This is a genomic window from Paenibacillus sp. MT124, assembly GCF_058792755.1.
In genome coordinates, this window is sequence record NZ_CM179500.1 from 4,045,868 (window position 1) to 4,064,980 (window position 19,113).

At 45.5% G+C, this 19,113-nt stretch carries 15 protein-coding genes; 2 read left to right on the top strand and 13 right to left on the bottom strand.

All coding sequences use genetic code 11. The annotated features are described in order from the left end of the window. Nucleotides 1-24 precede the first annotated feature (24 nt). The 3 genes from AC3RCI_RS18180 to AC3RCI_RS18190 all read right to left on the bottom strand — a co-directional run bounded on the left by AC3RCI_RS18180 (nucleotide 25) and on the right by AC3RCI_RS18190 (nucleotide 4,765). On the bottom strand, nucleotides 25-585 hold the full coding sequence (locus AC3RCI_RS18180) for a DEAD/DEAH box helicase family protein (RefSeq protein ID WP_492525867.1): 561 nt from the start codon (nucleotides 583-585) through the stop codon (nucleotides 25-27). A gap of 156 nt (nucleotides 586-741) precedes the next feature. Next, nucleotides 742-1,830, bottom strand: coding sequence for an acyltransferase (locus tag AC3RCI_RS18185; RefSeq protein ID WP_492525869.1), 1,089 nt, complete (start codon nucleotides 1,828-1,830; stop codon nucleotides 742-744). 238 nt (nucleotides 1,831-2,068) lie between these two features. Continuing rightward, the gene (locus AC3RCI_RS18190; protein ID WP_492525870.1) at nucleotides 2,069-4,765 is read right to left on the bottom strand and encodes a family 78 glycoside hydrolase catalytic domain; all 2,697 of its coding nucleotides are present in this window, start codon (nucleotides 4,763-4,765) and stop codon (nucleotides 2,069-2,071) included. 136 nt (nucleotides 4,766-4,901) lie between these two features. On the opposite strand from AC3RCI_RS18190, the gene AC3RCI_RS18195 reads away from it, so the two are divergent. Beyond that, nucleotides 4,902-5,771 (top strand): helix-turn-helix transcriptional regulator, encoded by an 870-nt coding sequence (locus AC3RCI_RS18195; RefSeq protein ID WP_492525872.1) that lies wholly within the window; start codon nucleotides 4,902-4,904, stop codon nucleotides 5,769-5,771. A 28-nt stretch (nucleotides 5,772-5,799) separates the two neighbouring features. Here AC3RCI_RS18195 and AC3RCI_RS18200 read toward each other — a convergent pair whose 3' ends face one another. The 8 genes from AC3RCI_RS18200 to zwf form a co-directional block, all read right to left on the bottom strand. Beyond that, nucleotides 5,800-6,366 (bottom strand): 5' nucleotidase, NT5C type, encoded by a 567-nt coding sequence (locus tag AC3RCI_RS18200; protein ID WP_492525874.1) that lies wholly within the window; start codon nucleotides 6,364-6,366, stop codon nucleotides 5,800-5,802. Nucleotides 6,367-6,501: 135 nt separating this feature from the next. Next, a complete protein-coding gene (locus AC3RCI_RS18205; RefSeq protein WP_492525876.1) occupies nucleotides 6,502-7,965 on the bottom strand; it encodes a glycoside hydrolase family 1 protein in 1,464 nt (487 codons plus the stop codon). Between the two features lie 30 nt (nucleotides 7,966-7,995). Further along, nucleotides 7,996-9,912, bottom strand: coding sequence for a beta-glucoside-specific PTS transporter subunit IIABC (locus tag AC3RCI_RS18210; RefSeq protein WP_492525878.1), 1,917 nt, complete (start codon nucleotides 9,910-9,912; stop codon nucleotides 7,996-7,998). Between the two features lie 127 nt (nucleotides 9,913-10,039). Continuing rightward, nucleotides 10,040-10,882: a BglG family transcription antiterminator LicT gene (licT, locus tag AC3RCI_RS18215; protein ID WP_127536652.1), complete on the bottom strand. Its 843-nt coding sequence runs from the start codon at nucleotides 10,880-10,882 to the stop codon at nucleotides 10,040-10,042. A gap of 496 nt (nucleotides 10,883-11,378) precedes the next feature. Further along, on the bottom strand, nucleotides 11,379-12,482 hold the full coding sequence (locus tag AC3RCI_RS18220; protein ID WP_492525880.1) for a metallophosphoesterase: 1,104 nt from the start codon (nucleotides 12,480-12,482) through the stop codon (nucleotides 11,379-11,381). A gap of 306 nt (nucleotides 12,483-12,788) precedes the next feature. After that, entirely contained in the window at nucleotides 12,789-14,207 is a 1,419-nt protein-coding gene (gene gnd / locus AC3RCI_RS18225) for an NADP-dependent phosphogluconate dehydrogenase (RefSeq protein WP_153979094.1), read from the bottom strand. A 72-nt stretch (nucleotides 14,208-14,279) separates the two neighbouring features. After that, nucleotides 14,280-14,945, bottom strand: a complete 666-nt coding sequence (fsa, locus tag AC3RCI_RS18230) for a fructose-6-phosphate aldolase (RefSeq protein WP_095357317.1) — start codon at nucleotides 14,943-14,945, stop codon at nucleotides 14,280-14,282. Between the two features lie 32 nt (nucleotides 14,946-14,977). Beyond that, nucleotides 14,978-16,501 carry a glucose-6-phosphate dehydrogenase gene (gene zwf / locus AC3RCI_RS18235; RefSeq protein ID WP_154893757.1) on the bottom strand — a complete coding sequence of 508 codons (1,524 nt, stop codon included), beginning with the start codon at nucleotides 16,499-16,501 and terminating at the stop codon, nucleotides 14,978-14,980. Between the two features lie 112 nt (nucleotides 16,502-16,613). On the opposite strand from zwf, the gene AC3RCI_RS18240 reads away from it, so the two are divergent. Continuing rightward, entirely contained in the window at nucleotides 16,614-17,498 is an 885-nt protein-coding gene (locus tag AC3RCI_RS18240; RefSeq protein ID WP_095286386.1) for a LysR family transcriptional regulator, read from the top strand. A 133-nt stretch (nucleotides 17,499-17,631) separates the two neighbouring features. Here AC3RCI_RS18240 and AC3RCI_RS18245 read toward each other — a convergent pair whose 3' ends face one another. Then, a complete protein-coding gene (locus AC3RCI_RS18245; protein WP_492525882.1) occupies nucleotides 17,632-18,315 on the bottom strand; it encodes a hypothetical protein in 684 nt (227 codons plus the stop codon). Nucleotides 18,316-18,467: 152 nt separating this feature from the next. Next, entirely contained in the window at nucleotides 18,468-19,040 is a 573-nt protein-coding gene (locus AC3RCI_RS18250; RefSeq protein WP_492525884.1) for a cupin domain-containing protein, read from the bottom strand. Nucleotides 19,041-19,113: the final 73 nt, after the last annotated feature.

Below are 19,113 nucleotides of genomic sequence, written 5' to 3' on the forward strand. Positions count from 1 at the left end.
CTAAATATCTGGTTGACTAGCTGCTTATAGATCAAATCTTTTCTTAATGGCTTCTGCCACCTCTTCAGGACTTTTATGTGTGTTATTGATTCGAATATAGTGCTCATGTGTAAATTCTCCAGGGACTGAATTCAGTTGGTGCTTGTTCATGCTATCCAGCAAATCCTGTTCGGACCATTCTACGTTTCGCTTCGTTGCCTTATGCAGCAGCCGGTGAGGACTCCGGTTACGCTTCAAACGCTCCGGCATATCCGCCTCCAATTCGACATAACACACCTGTCCGCCATGAGCAGTGAACAGCTCACTGATTTTACGTATATATTCTGCATCTTCTTTAGAATCAAACGCCCACACGTATGTAAAGATCAAGCCGGGAAGATTGCTCTTCGCCACTTCCTCAAAAATTTCCTGACGAAACAGACTCACCAGTCGTTTACCTTGAGGTGTACCATAACTGAAATAAGGAGATACCAGTTCAATGGTCATGTGATTATGAAACAACTTCAGATCCGTGATCTTCTCCAGTTCCTGGCCGACGGTCATCTTCCCGACTGCTTGTGGACCAAAAATGATGACAAACTTCATCCCACCACTCCTCATTTGGATATAAATGATTTGAATTTTCTGGACATTCATCCATAATACCTCTTTAAAAGCAAATAAAAAAGAGATTCAAGTTCCCCCTTTTTCATCAGGAGCCTTAGAATCTCTAATTCATATTCTTAAATATAATAATCAAATTTAGCGCCCAATCAGTGCCCAGCCCCATTTCATTCGCCGTAATCCAATCGCGACCACCCATGAGAGCAGCAGGGCCACGACGTATGAAAGTAGTATGCCAAGACTAAAATGCCGAGCCAGTTCCACCGAGAACTCCCGTCTCCAGAATAACAATACTAATGGATGCATTAAGAATACGCCGAAGGCCACTGTACCCAGTGAGTCGAAGAGACGATGAATCCGATGTGCTTGATCCCGCTTTTTTGCCGCTATTCGTTCACATCCCATCAGCAATAACAAACATGCAGAAAGTGTAAACAAATTCCTAAACAAAAACAGCAGAGTATACTGCATGATTGGAATTGCGGTTAAGGATGTTTTTATGTAGACACTGCCATATATAACAATAAAAGCTCCGCTTAAAAAGGCCAAAATTAAGACATAGCGGTATGAACGCAGTTTCTCTAGAGAAACGTTAAAGTTCAGGCCAATCCATGCGCCAAACCCAATAACGATCAGGTAACTCGGCAGTAGACTTCCCATTCGTTCGAAGTGAAACTGAAGATGCAGCACATAAAAGACAGCCTGAGCTGCAATGAAGAATAAGGGCAGATAACGCTTAAATAAACGAAACCGGGTTAGTGATAATAGTAACGGAAATACCGCATAAAACTGAAGAATAATAAGAAAAAAGTATAAGTGCGTATGGGCTGTTCCTGTGAGCAATTGTTTAAGAAAAAACGTAAAATGAGACATTGGATCATGACGTGCCAGCAGCTGTTTGATCCCAAAATAAATGAATGACCACATCACATAAGGCACAAACACATAGAGCAGACGCTTTTTATAAAATCCGAACATCCACCCTGTTTCCTTCACTCTTGCACTATAATTGTAGAACAAGACAAGGGAGGACAAAAACAGAAACGCAGGCACCGCAAATTGCAGTATATTGTTCCAGAAAAAATAAAAATCACGGCCCTGCGAATGAGTGGGATAATGTGTAACTGCTGTGGATGTTGCATGGATGCCAACCACCGCCATGATGGCAATAGCCCGAAACAGATCCAGATATTCAATTCGCCGGGGCCGATTAACCGGTTGATTCATTGATAAAACCTCACTTATGACTGATATGGGATGATAGTTTCCGGCCGCAATCCAGATTCTACACTTCATTGTAATCAGCCTGAGAGGGTTATACAATCGATATCCATATTATTTTCGTCAATTCACACCCATATTCAACATCATTCGACATTATCAATCCAGATCATCATATAAAATGAAGAAGGACCTGCGTTCATGCAGCTCCTTTTTTCACAATTCTCATATTCCTCTATCTATATTACTTTATGATTACGGGCTCCGATTCCTCTACACACTTGTATGTGAACTGGTAACTTCCCGATCCCAAATCAATCTTTACATGAGATTCTCTCGTTTGAACATCCTGAAGATGCGGCACCTTGTGCAAAGGAAGACCACCCTCCATAACTGTCTGAAGGCTTGCACCCGGCAAAACAACGGTACCAGTTACATTTGCGGGAATGGTTACGTGCACTTCCATCTCATTGTGTTCCCGGCGATACCAGTTTGAACCCACACGTCCATACATCGTATTAAGACTTGCTTCCACCCAATCCAGACCCGGACCAGGCTGCGGCTCAATATGCACAACATGGAAACCCGGAGATTGCTCATCGGAACGAATGCCTGCAACATAACGGTATAGCCACTCTCCAATGGCACCGTACGCATAATGGTTGAATGAATTCATATCTGCACTCCATAGGCTTCCATCTTCTTTTATTCCGTCCCAATGTTCCCAGACGGTCGTTGCCCCTTTCGTTACCTGATACAGCCAGGACGGATAGTCTTCCTGAAAGAGCAGCGTGTAAGCCAGATCATGATGACCCGTTTCGCTGAGTACCGGATTCAGGTATGGCGTTCCAACAAAGCCGGTTGTCAGATGATTCCCTGCATCTGTAACCAGTTTTCCCAGTTGGTCGATAGCCCGCTGTCTTGCCTTGGAATCCAGTAATTCAAAATGCAGGGCAAGAACATGGGCTGTTTGTGTAGGAACCGCCAATTTCCCCGCAGGCGTAACAAATTCCTCACGGAAGGCCGTTACAATATGTTCATGCAACTTTGCATAGTATGCTTCATCTTCGCCCTTCCCAAGAACTGCGGCCGCCTTTCTCACGAGTGAGACCGAATAGGCATAAAACGCAGTTGCCACAAAATCCTTGTCCGTGGCACCAATGTAGCTGTCCGGCTTGGAATCAAGTCCAAGCCAGTCCCCAAAGTGAAATCCCGTGTTCCACAAGTATGGATCGTTACCTTGCTCATAAATATAATGAACCCAACGTTTCATGCTATCATATTGCTCGGCAAGCAGTCTGACATCCCCATACATCTCGTAAATGGTCCAGGGACAGATGACCGCTGCATCGCCCCAAGCAGCAGAGGAATGACTGGAATCTCCCCAGCCCTCGGAAGTTGAACTCCTTAGATCCGGAACGAAAAAGGGAATACCACCGTCCTCGCCCTGATCTGCCTGAAGATCCCGCAGCCATTTCGTGAAGAAGGGGCCCGTGTTCATTAGATATGAAGCTGTCCGAATAAACATCTGGGCGTCGCCGGTCCAACCAAGACGTTCATCCCGCTGAGGACAGTCTGTCGGTACGTCAAGAAAATTCCCCTTTTGTCCCCATAGTATGTTGTGATGAAGCTGATTTACAAGCGGGCTGGAGCATTGGAAATCACTTGTTCGCTCCATATCGGAGTGCAGTACCACTCCCCTAAAGTCATCTAGATTTATGGATTCCGCGAAGCCGATGAGTTTAACATAACGGAATCCCTGAAATGTGAAATGGGGTTCATATGATTCAACCCCCTCACCTTTTAAGGTATATCGGATAGACTGCGCTGCCCCGCGCAGATTCTCGGTATAAAAATTACCCTCATGATCCAAAATTTCAGCATGTCTTAACTCAACGGTATGCCCTTGTTTACCCTCTATGTTGAATTTCACCCATCCCACCATATTTTGCCCCATGTCCAGCACGCGGTCTCCCTGTGGGGTTGTGATCAAGGCGATAGGTTTAAGCTCCTGTACCTGGGTAACAGGTACATTCTCCTGAGCAACGATAATATTCTTGGTATATTCCAGAACGTCAACAGGTGACCAACGGGTTGAAGTGTCATCTGTCCAATCTGTCTCCAAGCGTGCATCATATGTCTCCCCCATGTAGATATCCGACATACGTATGGCACTACTCGCCTTCTTCCAATCCCCATTAGACAGAATGCTTTCTACCGTTCCATCCGCGTAGTGAATATGGAGTTCCAGCAGTAAAGCTGCTTGATCTCCGAATATCCTCTTTTCTTTATTCCATCCCAAATAACCTTTATACCAACCGTCACCAAGGTATGCACCCAGAATATTCCCACCTGCTTGCAGAAGATCAGTGACATCATACACCTGGTATTGCAACCGCTTCCCATAACTGGTCCATCCAGGCGTAAAATAATCCTGACCCACTCTCTTGTTATTCAGGTGCAGTTCATAGAGTCCAAGAGCTGTTACATATATTCTTGCACGAGTTACCTCTTGTTTCAGTTCGAAAGTCGTACGTAGGCGAGGACAGGCCGTATCATGCTCATCTTCGGGTCTTGACGTAATCCAATCAGCCTGCCAAGCATTCTTGCTGTCCATCAGTCCCATCTCGAAGAACGCTGCTGCTGACCAGGCAGATTGCTCTTCAGCAGTGTCCCAGACACGAATGCGATAATAATACCGGGTTCGTGCCTGAGGCTCCCAACCAACCAGTTCCACATGAATGGACTGATCGGAGATTACTTTCCCGGAATCCCATACGGTCTCTTCATGGCCATCCGTTAGTGACAATTGAATTTGATAGGCGGATTGAACACAGTTTCGCTGGTCCGACTGCAACTGCCAGCTTAATCTGGGCGACTTCACATCCAGTCCAATCGGATTCACCTTATACTCGCAACGAAGATGATTGATGGTCAACATAGGATCAACATTCCTTTCCATCGTGGTTTCCAACACAGGCTTACGCTATAATTATACTGATCCCGCTCAAGGAAATACCCGGTAATAAGGACTGTTTAACCCGGTAATTCGGCCATGACATTAAGGAGGTGAAGACATGAACTCATCTGTGCACCTGTTAAAAAGTGAACTCTTCTTCAACTCCGAGCTGCAGCTCTTTGTTAATAGATGTACCGAGGACTTCAACCTCCCTTTCCATGCCCATGATTTCTTGGAATACAGTTATGTTGCGGAAGGCGCAGGTTTCCATCACATTGATCAGGACATTGTCCCGGTTCAAAAAGGCATGCTCTTTGTCATCCCGGTCGGTGTTCCCCATGTATTTCGTCCATCATCCTCCAATGTCTCAGAGCATCCGCTTATCATATATAACTGTCTGTTCCATACGGAGCTGATACATAAACTGTCCCTCACCATTCAGGAAGAGGACATTCGAAGCCACCTGATCGATTTGGCCAACAATGAGGTCTCTTATATATCCATTGGTGATCAGAATCGTCAGATTGAAGAGTTGATGGTGAAGCTCTACCGCGAAACCTCCCTTGCGGGAATCGGTTCGTCCAGTATGTTATTCACACTCGTTTGCCAGCTTATCGTAACGACCTACAGACAGCTGCATCAGAAAAGACACGGTGAACAAGGGCCCTCTTCCGATTTTGAATACATTCTTCAATATCTGGATCAGCATCTTAGCATGCGCATTCGCATGAGTGATCTATCTCACCAATCAGGTTGGAGCGAAAAGCAAATTGGCCGCATGTTCTTGAGCTATACAGGCCAGACGTTCAGCTCGTACCTCCAGCACCTGCGCATACAAAAAAGCCGTGAACTCCTAAAGAATTCACAGCATAAAGTTAGCCTCATCGCCGAGCTTGTCGGCTACCGGGATGTAGATACATTCTACGCCGTTTTCAAACGAATTACAGGGGAAACTCCGCTGACATACCGCAAAAAGTCCAAAACCTGAAGTCTGGACCTTCCTTTTGGTACTTTGACTAGCCCCTTGCAGTTTCAAACAAGTCATCTATGTACGCCTTGGCACCTTTCCAACTGGACATCAAGGGAAATGGATATTGTTCACGCTCACTCCCATTCCATGGATGAGGGATACAAATGACTTTCTTTCCCGCTTTCCAAGCCGGAATCAAATTATGTGCTCCGTCATCAATTAACAAGTCAAAGTTAATCAAATTTTTCCGTTTGCATGTGATAAACTGCTCCGGCGTGATAAAGGGCATATGGCGCTGAAGCCAGTTCCACTTTTCCACCACGGTCTTCGGGTCTGCTGCCGTTACAATAATAACATCATAAGCTTCATTCAGCTTCTGCATTTCATCCACAACGTACTCGTCATACAGCTCCAATTCCTCGAATAGTCCCGGCCGACCATAAAAAACATCATGAGTACTCTCCGGATGACGCAAGTGAGACGTATCCCAATGAGTCATATCCTCATAACGCAGCGGATGGGTCGGGAAGTTGATGTTGTTGTGGTAAATGGCTCGCCGGACCAGATGACAGATCGTATCATCCATGTCTACAGCAATAATTGGTTTCTTCATGTTATCCCTCCCCAGTACGAACACAGTATATCACCCCGGGTGTCATGAAGCTATTCTTTTTACCATCTCCTCTATGGGTAAAAAAAAGCGCCCCATGCGCCGCTCATCCGCTGCGCATGGGGCTGCCATTATGAATTAAGCCAAATCTTCTCCGTTGGAAGCAATGACTTTTTGATACCAACCAAAGCTTTTTTTCTTATAACGGTTCAATGTACCTTGTCCGTTATCGTCCTGATCGACATAGATTACGCCATAACGCTTGGACATCTCGGAGGTGGATGCACTGATGATGTCGATCGCTCCCCAGTTTGTGTAACCCATGAGGTCCACACCATCCATAACGGCTTCCTTCATTTGCGTAATATGTTTTCTCAGGTAGTCAATCCGGTAATCATCGTTAATGGAACCGTCAGCCTCAACCGTATCCTTGGCACCTAATCCGTTCTCCACAACGAATAACGGTAATTGATAGCGGTCATACAGCTCCTTGAGCACTACGCGAAGACCGATTGGGTCAAGCTGCCAGCCCCATTCTGTACGTTCCAGATTTGGGTTCTTGATCGTGCTGTACAGATTGCCACCGGTCACTCCATATTCCTCAGGATTTACGGCAGATACAAGAGAAGTGTAATAACTGAATGAGATGAAATCGACTGTGTGCTTTTTCAACAGCTCTTCATCGCCTGGTTCCATGACAATGGAGATTCCATGCTCAGCCCAGTAACGTGCCATGAAGGTTGGGTAACTTCCGCGAACCTGCACATCGGTATGCAGCAGATTCAGTTGGTTATCAATCTGTGCCTGTAACACATCTTCCGGTTTCGAAGTGGCCGGATAGTGAATCATGCGAGCAAGCATGCAGCCAATCCGGAACTCCGGATTAATCTGACGAGCTTTTTCCGTAACCAGACTGCTGGCCACGAATTGGTGATGAAGCGCTTGATACGAAGCCTGCATCACGTTGTCCACACGATCTTCGATAATGCCTCCACCTGTGAACGGCTCGATGATGGTTGTGTTGATTTCATTAAACGTGAGCCAGTATTTCACTTTGTCCTTGTAACGGGTCATTACCGTTTCGGCATATCTGAGAAAATGACCAATGACTTCCCAGCCAGCCCAGCCGTTATATTTCAGTACCAGTGCCATTGGCATTTCATAATGAGAAAGTGTTACGAGTGGTTCAATGTTGTGCTTGCGCAGTTCATCGAATACTTCGTCATAGAAGCGTAGTCCTTCTTCATTAGGTTCCGCATCATAACCGTTCGGGAAAATACGCGGCCAGTTGATTGATAGACGAAATGTCTTGAAGCCAAGCTCAGCGAATAGCGCAATATCCTCTTTGAAGCGGTGATAAAAATCAATGCCGTAGCGTTTCGGATAACCCTCCGCACTATGGTGGGACATCGCTTTCTCAACGGTTGCAGTCGTCACATGCATGAGCTCTCTTAGATTGGTGTAGTCTTTTTTCTCAAAATAAGGAACCATGTCCGCCGTGGACCAGCCTTTGCCACCTGCATCGAATCCACCTTCAGCCTGATTGGCGGCAATGGCGCCGCCCCACAGAAAGCCTTCCGGAAATCCTTGTCGATTAATCATACGTATCTCTCCTCTTCTCGTTGATTAAGATTAAATTTGGGCTTTCAATACTTCTTGCCCCATCGCAATTTCACCCAAGTTCATTGGCTGAATGTCTTTGTAGTCAGCCGTGTTCGTAACAACCATGGCCGTTGTAATGTCATATTCTTTTGCAATTTGATCAAGTTCGAAGGAAAGCAGCTTGTCCCCGGCCTGGACGCGAGTTCCGGCAGCAACATGGGATTCGAAGTATTGTCCGCGCAGTTTGACCGTATTGATCCCTACATGGATCAGAAGTTCCATGCCGTTATCACTGCGAACAACGATCGCATGTTTTGTTTTGAACACATTCATAACCGTTCCTGTAACTGGAGATACAAGCTCACCCACGCTTGGAACAAACGCAACACCTTTACCCATTAATTCATCGCCAAACGTTGGATCATTGACCTCTTTCAGCGGAATTGCTTTTCCTGTCATCGGGGCTACAGCTCTCGCATCACTTGTTGGTGTTGGTGCACCCATATCATCCACGTTCACTGCTGCCTCATTGGAAGGCGCTGCTGCTGGCGTAGAAGAAGCACCAGGGGAGAATTGAGCGAGCGCTTCTGCGTCTCCTTCTTCTTCCTTAATTCCAAATACCGTGGACATAATCGCACCTACCACGAAAGCAAGAATCATACCAATCAGGGAATACCAGAACGTTTGTCCAATCAGGGAAGGCAGTCCAGGAAGTCCGCCGTTACCCGCAAGTACATAAGCTTTGGCTCCAAAGGCCAGTGCGAATCCGCCACCTACAGCACTACCGATCATGGCTGCAGCAAATGGCTTTTTGTATTTCATGTTTACCCCGTACATTGCCGGTTCAGTTACACCCATGAGGGCTGTAAAGCTGGTCGATAATGCAACGGTTTTGAGCTTTTTGTCTTTTGCCCGGAAAAATACGCCGAGAGTTGCACCGGCTTGACCCATATTGGAGATATACGTCAGCGGCAAGAATTTATCAAAGCCCAGTGTAGCAATGTTACTCAGGATAATCGGAACAAGTGCATAGTGCATTCCTGTCATAATAATCAGCGCCATTGCACCGCCAAGTACGATACCTGCAACCAATCCGCCTTCATTCAGCAGCCAGTTAATACCGCCGGACAATCCATTACCTACGAATGTACCCAATGGACCGATCGCGATCAGCGTAACCGGAACCATAACAAGCAAAGTAATCAAAGGAACAAGCAGCAGCTTCAAAGCGGCCGGAATTACGCGGTCAACCCACTTCTCAACATAGGACATGAGCCATACGGCCAACAAGATTGGGATAACCGATGATGCATAGCTTACTGCCGTTACCGGGATGCCGATAAAAGCAACGGATTCGCCGCTGGAGAGCAGTGTGCTCATATCCGGATACATTAACGCCGTACCTAATGCAATCGCAACAAACGGATTACTGCCGAACTTGCGGGCAGCACTGACTGCAATCAGCAGTGGCAGGTAATGGAAGACGCCATCACCGATGGCTGAGAGAATGCGATAGGTGTCCGTACCTGCCGACATCCAGCCGAGAGATACAAACAGGGCAAGCAAACCTTTGAGCATACCTGCAGCGGTGATCGCTGGCAGCATGGGTGCAAATACGCCTGCAATCGTTTCAAATATTTTAAGAATTACATTTTTTTTGTTATCCGACTTGGTCTCTTTCTTTTCCGTGCTCTGCTGCAGTGCTGGATGCTCTTTGACCATCGCATCAAACACTTTTGGTACATCATTACCAATGATAACCTGGAACTGGTCGCCGGAAATGTTGGTCCCCATGACCTTGTCCAGCTTCTTGAGTGTACCGTTATCCACTTTGTCATTGTCTTTCAATTCAAAGCGAAGACGGGTAATACAGTGGTACACCGAGTTGATATTATTGGTGCCCCCAACGGCTTTGATAATTTCCTGTGCCGTTTCCTGATGGTTCATGATGTTTTCCTCCTCATATTTTCCAATAAAAAATACCCGAACGAATACGACACGTCATGTGCGCGTCATTTCATTCGGGTATTGCCTGATTGAACAGTAACAAGCCCATGGGTTATTCAGTTAACATCTAATTTTCTCGCTTGGTTTTCATTAACCGCTCCAGATGGAGCGTGAGATATAACTGTTCCGAGTGTGTCATGTCGTATTGATAATTCTTATGGATAAACGTTTCGATCTTGCCGATACACTTGAAGGTTTCCGGATAGTTTTTCCGAACCACCTCGTATAAATACTCCTCTGCATCATCATGAGTTGAATGCGTGATGACTCTCTGGCAGAAGTACTTCAAATGTGTGATGAAACGGAAATAGTTAACGCTATCTTCATCCAACTCGACATTGAAGTGATATTTGATAATGTTCATGATTTCCTGAAGCAGCTGCATGAGATGAGTCACATCATTCATGGAATCATTGACTTCCGCATTAATGAAATGCAGTGCAATATTACAAATCTCATCTTTGGGAAAATCAATATCCAGTCTTTCCTTGAGCAGCGTGAGCGCTTCTCGGGCGACATCGTACTCCGCCTTGTAAAAGTGCTGCACTTCCCAGGAAAGCGGATTCCTTGTAATCATGCCCTTTTCCATTCGCTGGACAGCAAAATGAATGTGATCCGACAACGAGACATAGATCCCGTCACTGATGGTTTTATTCAGTTGCGTACGTGCCAGCGTTACGATATCATCCGTTGCCTGCAGAATTTCAATCGGCACTTCTGTGACGATGGACTTGAATTTCTCATAGATAGATGCATCCTGAAGTCGGAATACTTTCTCTATCCGTTCCTCATCAATCTCATCACCGACTTTGAACTTAAACCCGATACCCCGGCCGAGGATCAGCAGTTCCTGATTTTTGTCATCCACGGTACTGACAATATTGTTATTAAATATCTGTTTAATAATCATTTTGGACCACCCGTTTTTTTTGAGGATTAAAAAAGGGCAAAACCAAAATAGAAATAATAAAATCATTTCCATAGTGGTTTTGCCCGCATTACCGGTAACAAGCCTCGGATATAATTTATCACAACCTGAAAACGGTGTCAACCAAAAATGCTACCACTGTCTTATTTACATCGGCTAATTACATAGAAAAATCCTTTTTATTAGGGCTTTAATCTTAGCAATTTACTTTCTATCAGCTATTTACCTGTTTACCCCTATAGAGTATTGCCATCGTACAGTGGTGTGAAACCTTAGATGAGAACGAATCGATTTCGTTTTCGGGAATGCCTTTTTGTGTTCAATTGATCATCTCTTTCTTAGAAGTATGTATGTTAATATCCTAGTTTCCGAAATATATAAGCTCTAATTATATAAACACAGGTTAGATGCTTTTGGTTTGCTCAAAGCAGAGACACTTCAATAAAAAAAGACCCTTCCTAGGAAGGGCCTTTTACTATTATTGTTGGAATGTCACATGAATCTGAACAATTTCAGAGCGACTGCTTGTGCGGATTGGCGGTCCCCAGAAGCCATAACCCGAGGTCACAATGGAATGCATCGCACCTTTTTGCAAGTAACCCCAATCGTTCTCGTAGATCGCCTGCGTGATGAATTGAGCTGGTGCAATCTGGCCACGGTGGGTGTGACCGGACACAACCAGATCTACATGATTCTGCTCCGCAATATCCAGATCATACGGCTGATGATCCATCATCAGCACCGGCTTGCTGAGATCGGTATCCTGCATCAACGTTGCCACTTCTGCACGATCGTCTTCCGTTCTGTCTTTCCGTCCAATCAAAGTGATTTTGTCGTCCAATATGATCTTATCATCGTAGAGAACCTGCATATTGCTCTTCTCCAGCGCAGCAATCAGATCTTCAATCGGACCGTCGAACTTGTCATGATTGCCCAATGAAGCGTAGACTCCGTAAGGCGCCTGGATACCACTGATAATATCTGCGATGCCACTACCCAGGTACATGTCCAGATTGTCATCGATAATATCACCGGGATAGAGGACCAAATCAGGCTTCAAAGCGTTAATTTCCTCCACCATGCGCTTGGCATGTGCCGGTCCTGATAGAAGTCCAAAATGCATGTCGGCAGCCATAACAATGTTGAGACTGTCGATTCCTTCCACCTTTTTATCAATCTGAATGCTGTACTCTCTCACGACCGGACTATACGCATTGTAAATCCCGTATGCCATCGTAGAGAGAAGTAACACCAAAGTAACTACACCAGCCCACTTCTGCGTGTGATGTCTGGGAATCCGCGTTAATCGGAGCAACCACAATGTTAAATGAATAACGGGCAAGATCAGCAGCAGCAACGAAAAAATCGCAAGCCAGTAAGAACCAATTACACTTAAGAAGGATATACTTCCAAACAGCCGGGCCAGAATGAATGAAACTGCAAGAAATACAAGGGCCACAATATAGAACCATCGAAATCTGGCTGACACGACAGGCTTCATCCAGCTCCAGCCGCTCCAGCCTATGTAAAACACCAATAAACCGTATACCACCAAAAACAAAATGCCTGCCAATACGAACATGCTCCGGTTAACCTCCACGTCAGTAAGTTGATTGCTGAATTTACATCAAACATACGATAACTAGTAGTCTGTCTGAACCAGTATAACGCAGTTTGCAGGGTCGAGGCATCACCTTCACCAGCATAGATACGTACATTTTATTACAATTTGGGAATGCTTAAATTCCAACCACTCGCAATCGATACTATTGAGTAGTATGGTACCTAGTTAAAATAAAAAAACATGCCTGCATTCGTCTAGAATATAACACTTCTAAACGATGCAAGCATGCTTGCTTGTTCTGTTCAGTACATTGAATCAACAGATTTACTCGTTTGTATCCATCCATTGGAAGTGGAATGATCCTTCTTTGTCCACACGTTTGAAGGTGTGAGCACCGAAGTAGTCACGCTGCGCTTGCAGCAGGTTTGCAGGCAAACGCTCTGTACGGTAGCTGTCGTAGTAGGAAAGCGCGCTGGAGAAGCCAGGTACCGGAATACCTTGTTTTACAGCAGCTGCTACAACTTCACGCCACGCATCCTGGTAGGATTCAACGATATTTTGGAAGTATGGATCCAGAAGCAGGTTTTTGAGTTCTGCATCTTTGTCATAAGCTTCTTTGATGTTTTGCAGGAACTGTGAACGGATAATGCAGCCGCCGCGGAAGATCATGGCGATGTTACCGTATTTCAGATCCCAGCCATACTCGTCGGAAGCCGCACGCATTTGGGCAAAGCCTTGTGCATAGGACACGATTTTACTTGCGAACAATGCTTTGCGTACACTTTCAATGAACGCTTTTTTATCGCCAGAGAACGCTTCGGCTTTCGGTCCATTCAGGATTTTGCTCGCAGCTACACGCTCGTCCTTCATCGCGGACAGGAAACGGGAGAATACGGATTCTGTAATCATGGACAACGGTACGCCGAGATCCAGCGCGCTTTGGCTTGTCCATTTGCCTGTACCTTTTTGTCCGGCCGCATCCAGAATAACGTCAACCATCGGTTTGCCGGTTTCCGGATCGTATTTGGAGAAGATATCCGCCGTAATCTCGATCAGATAGCTGTCCAGTTCGCCTTGATTCCACTCTGTGAAGATTTCGTGCAGCTCCTCAACGGAAACATTCAGAACCGATTTGAGCAGGTGGTAGGCTTCACCAATCAGCTGCATATCTCCGTATTCAATACCGTTGTGCACCATTTTGACGTAGTGTCCGGCACCATCTGGTCCGATGTATGTGCTGCAGGCATCATCGCCAACCTTGGCAGAGATCGCTGTCAGAATCGGTTCAACCAGTTCGTATGCACTTTCTTGACCACCTGGCATGATTGCCGGGCCTTTCAGTGCGCCTTCTTCGCCGCCGGATACACCAGCGCCAATGAAACGGAATCCTTTCTCTTCCAGCTCTTTGCTGCGACGTTGCGTGTCAGGGAAGTAGGCGTTACCTCCATCAATAATGATATCGCCCTCATCCAGATGAGGCAGCAATTGTTCAATCGTCGCGTCAGTCGCTTTACCGGCTTGAACCATGATCAGAATTTTGCGCGGGGATTCCAGGGATGCCACGAACTCTTCAATGGAGAACGCACCAGTCAGGTTTTTTCCCTCAGCTTCTTTCAGAAGATCATTCGTTTTCTCCGGCGAACGGTTGAACACCGATACGGAAAATCCCTTACTTTCGATATTCAGGGCCAAGTTTTTGCCCATTACTGCAAGTCCAATAACACCAATCTGTTGTTTACTCATTATGTCCTCCCCATGCTCTTTGTTTTATAGGAAACGTTAAGTCTGATTGAATTCGCTAATCAGAAGTTACCCTTATTGAACTGTTTTTTTCCAGTCCGCTGCGAATTTATCCATGCCTTGATCCGTCAGTGGGTGTTTGGAAATTTGTTCAATGACAGAGAATGGAACCGTAGCAATATGTGCTCCAGCCATAGCTACACGTGTAACGTGGTCTGGATGTCTTACGGAAGCTGCAATAATTTGCGCATCCAGGTTATGTGTACGGAACAATTCAGCTACTTTGGCAACCAATTGAACACCATCTTCCGAAATATCATCCAGACGTCCGAGGAATGGAGATACATAAGTAGCGCCTGCGCGTGCTGCAAGGAGTGCCTGATTCACAGTGAAGATCAGCGTTACGTTCGTTTTCACACCTTTTTTGGTGAGGTAACGGCAAGCTTCAAGTCCTGCAAGTGTCATTGGCAGCTTAATTGTAATGTTTTTGTCGTTATTGTTGATTTTGATCAGTTCGTTCGCTTGAGCGATCATTTCTTCAGCTGTAAGGGCATCCGGTGTTACTTCTGCAGATACGGATTCAACTTCAGGTACTTCACGCAAGATTTCCTCAATGCGATCTTCAAATTTAATGCCTTCTTTGGCTACCAATGATGGGTTAGTTGTTACACCGGACAGGACGCCGATTTTGTATGCTTTTTTGATGTCTTCCAAGTTTGCTGTATCGATGAAAAATTTCATGTTAAAACCCTCCAGTTAATTTGTTTTTTGAATTACAAGTTTGAATTTACAGCGAGTGGTGCAGCCAGTGCATCTTCAGCGAATTGTTCTGACGGCTCATCGAACCACCAATGATGACCTTCGGCAGCAAGCATCTCGTCTGATTCCACAGGACCATAGCTGCCTGCAGGGTAGAGATGAAGCGGCAGCAGATTTTCCTCAAATGCCTCCAAGATTGGTTGAACCCAAGCCCAGGACAATTCAACTTCATCCCAATGAGCGAAGAACGTTGGATCCCCTTGGAGGGCGTCACGAATCAGGTTCTCATATGCTTCGGCCAGATCTTCCCGATCAGGTGCCAAATCAATGTGAACCGGCTTGAATTCCCCTTTGTTCTGAGGGTCGCTCGCATTGAGCTGAAGTGTCATGCTTTGGTCAGGACTCATTTCAATGACAAGCAGGTTTGGCTTAGAGCCATTACTCTTCGCTGCATTGGATTGACCAGACGGTTCCTTGAATTCGATGACGATACGTGTTGATTTCTCCTTCATTCGTTTACCTGTGCGGATGTAGAATGGAACCCCGCGCCAGAAGAAATCATCAATCTGCAATTTCGCAGCAATAAAGGTATCGTTCATTGTATTTTCGGCAACGCCCGGCTCGGCAGCATACGCGCTTACCGCTTTGCCTTGGATGGATCCTTCAGCATATTGTCCACGAATCACGCTTGCACCCACATTTTGTTTCTGCAGCGGCTCGATCGATTCCATAATATGCTTTTTCTTCTGCCCAACCTTTTCGGTCGTGCTGTTGTATGGAAGCTGGATGGCCATCATCATGAGCAATTGCAGCATGTGATTCTGGAACATATCCCGCACGGCTCCTACATGATCATAATAAGAAGCACGTTCCTCCACGCCAACAGTCTCGTTAGCCGTGATTTGCACGTTGGAGATGTAACGGTTGTTCCACAATGCTTTCATGATCGGATTGCTCTGATGCAAGGTTTCCAAACGCTGTACCATCGGTTTGCCGAGATAATGGTCAATCCGATAGATCTCTTCTTCCGTGAACGCCTCACTCAGTTTGCGATTAAGATCACGGGCCGATTGCAGATCATGACCGAACGGTTTCTCAATTACGAGTCTCTTCCAGCCTTCAGTGGATCCAAGTCCGCTGCTTTGGATATTTTCGGCGATCGGTTCGAAGAATTCTGGGCCGACAGACAGATAGAACAGGCGATTGGACGGAATGCCCAGCTCTGCTTCTCTCTGTTCAACCAATTTTAACAGCTGTATATAATCTTCCTTATGGCTAATATTCAATACATTGTATCGAAAAGCCTGCACGAATGACTTCACACGTTCTGGATCCGGTTTGCGTCTAGAGAATTCATTCAGTGACTTTTCAACTTGTGCCTGAAAAAATTCATCAGACCATTCTCTGCGGCCCAGGCCAATCAGTGAGAAGGTTTCAGGAAGTTTCTGCTCAATATATAAATTGTATAAGGCAGGATATATTTTTCTTTTGGCTAAATCGCCAGTAGCACCAAATAAAATAATGCTCGTTGGTTCCATTTCACCGTTCTCCTTCCAAGTAACTCTGGTTTCTTTTCTGTAGTTACACTATAATACGTTTTATAGCCATACAAGTAATTAATATATTTCACAGGAGCTATAGACAATATCTATGACAACAAATTATGAGTTATATAAAGTCTTTTATTGGGCTGCCAAAACCGGAAGTTTGACTCAAGCTGCCAAGGCACTCTATATCACTCAACCCAGTGTCAGCCATGCCATCAAGCAGTTGGAGGAAAGTTTCGGCCTTACGTTGTTTTATCGGAATTCCAAAGGGGTGGCATTGACGCAGGAAGGCGTTAGCCTATATTCCTATATTGAACAATCCCAGATTCTGATTTCTCTAGCAGAAGAGAAAATGGCTGCATTGAAAAGTCTGGACAGTGGAGAGCTTCGAATCGGCGGCAGTGACTCCTTGTTCAAACATTACATGCTTGCTTACCTGGAAGAATTCCATACACTCTATCCCAACATTAAGCTGCATCTAAGTCATGGAACAACGCCGGAAGTCATTACGTTTCTGAAAGAGGGCAAAATTGATCTCGGTGTTGTACGGATGCCCATTGTTGATCCACAGCTGGAGGTCCGTGAAAGCATACAGCTCAAGGATTGCTTCGTCGCGGGCGAACGTTATGCCCAGTTGAAGGACAAAGTGATGACACTGGATATGCTGCTTGAACATCAGCTTATTCTCTTCTCGCGGAACAGCCGGGTTCGTATGGCCATTACGGAATTGTTTAATAGCTACGGTTACACACTGAAGCCTGAAATTGAGGTCGGAAGTGTGGATCTGCTCATTGAATTTGCACGGCGGGGATTGGGTATTTCCTATGTAACCCGTGAATTTATTTCCAAAGAGCTGGAAGAAGGTTCACTGTTTGAAATTCAGCTCGATGTCCCTCTTCCCCCTTCCCATGTGGGGATTATGACCAAACGGAATATGCCTATTTCCCTGGCGGCCAACCGATTTATGGATCTCATTTTTAAAAGTTAAATAACTCCTTAACACAAACAAGTGCTTCTACTCCTGATTAGGAAAAGAAGCACTTATTATTGATCTTGATCGCGATTATTGCTTTAGTTATTTTTTTTGTTATACTCTTGTAAAACTTTGCGCTGCAGAAAGCTCATAATGTTCCATACATTTGCTCCAGCTCCAGCAGACGGCTCCTGATTCGCTGTGGAATTATCTCAAATAACTCGTCCCATAGGATGAACTTCTCCGGTCCAAGTATGTACTCCTCAAACTGCATTGTCGGCACAAAGGCTTTGGTCTGGAGATATTTCCTTACCCTTGCATCAATGACTTCATTGGTCTCATAATCATTTTGGAACAAGTCGTTTACCAATAGGCCGTCACATCCGGCTTGGATACCTGCAGCTGAATACAAATCGGGAAGCAGCTCAAACACGACAGGAAGCGGGGAGAACGCGTGCTTACCTGGCTGTGAATAGAGACAGACGTGACGATCAACCATATTCACCCGATCCTTCAGCATTCCGCGCAGTACTTTTCCATGAAAACTGGCTTCACAATCCACTACCTCTCCATCATGACCCACATAGATCCATACATGTTCCATTTCATACAGGTGCCCAATCTCATAATCCCACCATATCGCATACTCAATCACAAATTGCACCGCCTCAACCGGGAAAAGGATCTCCCGCCTAAACGAAGGTGAAGGACCCGGTTTCTCGAGCAGTGAAATACCAACCAGATCCGGATAAAACGGTTCGTTCTGATCAAACATCAAAATAGGCGCATAACTCATCGCTTTTTCCAGCAATACCGTATCCATTGTCGTCATCCATGTTCCCCTCCTTTAACCCTATGTATGGTTATAAGCTAATTCTATATTAACCAAGAATCTTGCATGTGTATATTTGTGCAAAACAAAAGCCCGCAACCAGACACGTATACTGGTCGCAGGCTTTGCCATAATCTGCAATGTGACTAAATTCATCCTTTGGTTTTGGATGCTGGGCTCACTTGGTCCGAAATGGTCTCCCCACAACCAATTGGCGGCCCCAGGATCGCATCATTTTGTATGGATGCAACCGATTGGGCATAGGCTTCTTCGTCAATGCAGTAGGCTCTATGCGCCACTTCAGGAGGTGTTGCAGCCAGGAAGTCCGCTCCCAGCACAATATCAGGCGTCGGCTGATCAAAGATGGTCAGCAAGTGAACATCGTCTGTATCTGCCACAAACCAGTGAAACCATCCTTTGGGGAAGATGGAGACTTGGCCGGGTTTCAAATGATAATTAATTCGCCTGCGGGCAAAAGGATCAAACACGGATGTTGTAATCTCTCCACTAATCAGAACAATCATTTCCGTCGTATTGGTATGCCAGTGAGGCTGAACAATAATCCCCTTGCTCATGTGCACATTGAAAAAGCCATTCTGAATGGTTGGCAGTTGTTCCCCGAATAACTGCGTAACATAATTTCGCGGATCTCGCTGATAGTTCAGTACAGCAGTGGAATCACCCGCGAGCTGAATATTCGGGATTTGCAAAATCGGATTGATCATGCTAATTTTTTCCTCCTTATGGGCGAACATCTCATTGTTGTAATGTATGCCCGGAGTACTGAGATCATGCTGT

What these genes read in the sequence shown, in the direction of transcription:
- AC3RCI_RS18180 (WP_492525867.1), bottom strand. Translation starts at nt 585, where the DNA reads ATGAAGTTTGTCATCATTTTTGGTCCACAAGCAGTCGGGAAGATGACC.
- AC3RCI_RS18185 (WP_492525869.1), bottom strand. Translation starts at nt 1,830, where the DNA reads ATGAATCAACCGGTTAATCGGCCCCGGCGAATTGAATATCTGGATCTG.
- AC3RCI_RS18190 (WP_492525870.1), bottom strand. Translation starts at nt 4,765, where the DNA reads ATGTTGACCATCAATCATCTTCGTTGCGAGTATAAGGTGAATCCGATT.
- AC3RCI_RS18195 (WP_492525872.1), top strand. Translation starts at nt 4,902, where the DNA reads ATGAACTCATCTGTGCACCTGTTAAAAAGTGAACTCTTCTTCAACTCC.
- AC3RCI_RS18200 (WP_492525874.1), bottom strand. Translation starts at nt 6,366, where the DNA reads ATGAAGAAACCAATTATTGCTGTAGACATGGATGATACGATCTGTCAT.
- AC3RCI_RS18205 (WP_492525876.1), bottom strand. Translation starts at nt 7,965, where the DNA reads ATGATTAATCGACAAGGATTTCCGGAAGGCTTTCTGTGGGGCGGCGCC.
- AC3RCI_RS18210 (WP_492525878.1), bottom strand. Translation starts at nt 9,912, where the DNA reads ATGAACCATCAGGAAACGGCACAGGAAATTATCAAAGCCGTTGGGGGC.
- licT (WP_127536652.1), bottom strand. Translation starts at nt 10,882, where the DNA reads ATGATTATTAAACAGATATTTAATAACAATATTGTCAGTACCGTGGAT.
- AC3RCI_RS18220 (WP_492525880.1), bottom strand. Translation starts at nt 12,482, where the DNA reads ATGTTCGTATTGGCAGGCATTTTGTTTTTGGTGGTATACGGTTTATTG.
- gnd (WP_153979094.1), bottom strand. Translation starts at nt 14,207, where the DNA reads ATGAGTAAACAACAGATTGGTGTTATTGGACTTGCAGTAATGGGCAAA.
- fsa (WP_095357317.1), bottom strand. Translation starts at nt 14,945, where the DNA reads ATGAAATTTTTCATCGATACAGCAAACTTGGAAGACATCAAAAAAGCA.
- zwf (WP_154893757.1), bottom strand. Translation starts at nt 16,501, where the DNA reads ATGGAACCAACGAGCATTATTTTATTTGGTGCTACTGGCGATTTAGCC.
- AC3RCI_RS18240 (WP_095286386.1), top strand. Translation starts at nt 16,614, where the DNA reads ATGACAACAAATTATGAGTTATATAAAGTCTTTTATTGGGCTGCCAAA.
- AC3RCI_RS18245 (WP_492525882.1), bottom strand. Translation starts at nt 18,315, where the DNA reads ATGACGACAATGGATACGGTATTGCTGGAAAAAGCGATGAGTTATGCG.
- AC3RCI_RS18250 (WP_492525884.1), bottom strand. Translation starts at nt 19,040, where the DNA reads ATGATCAATCCGATTTTGCAAATCCCGAATATTCAGCTCGCGGGTGAT.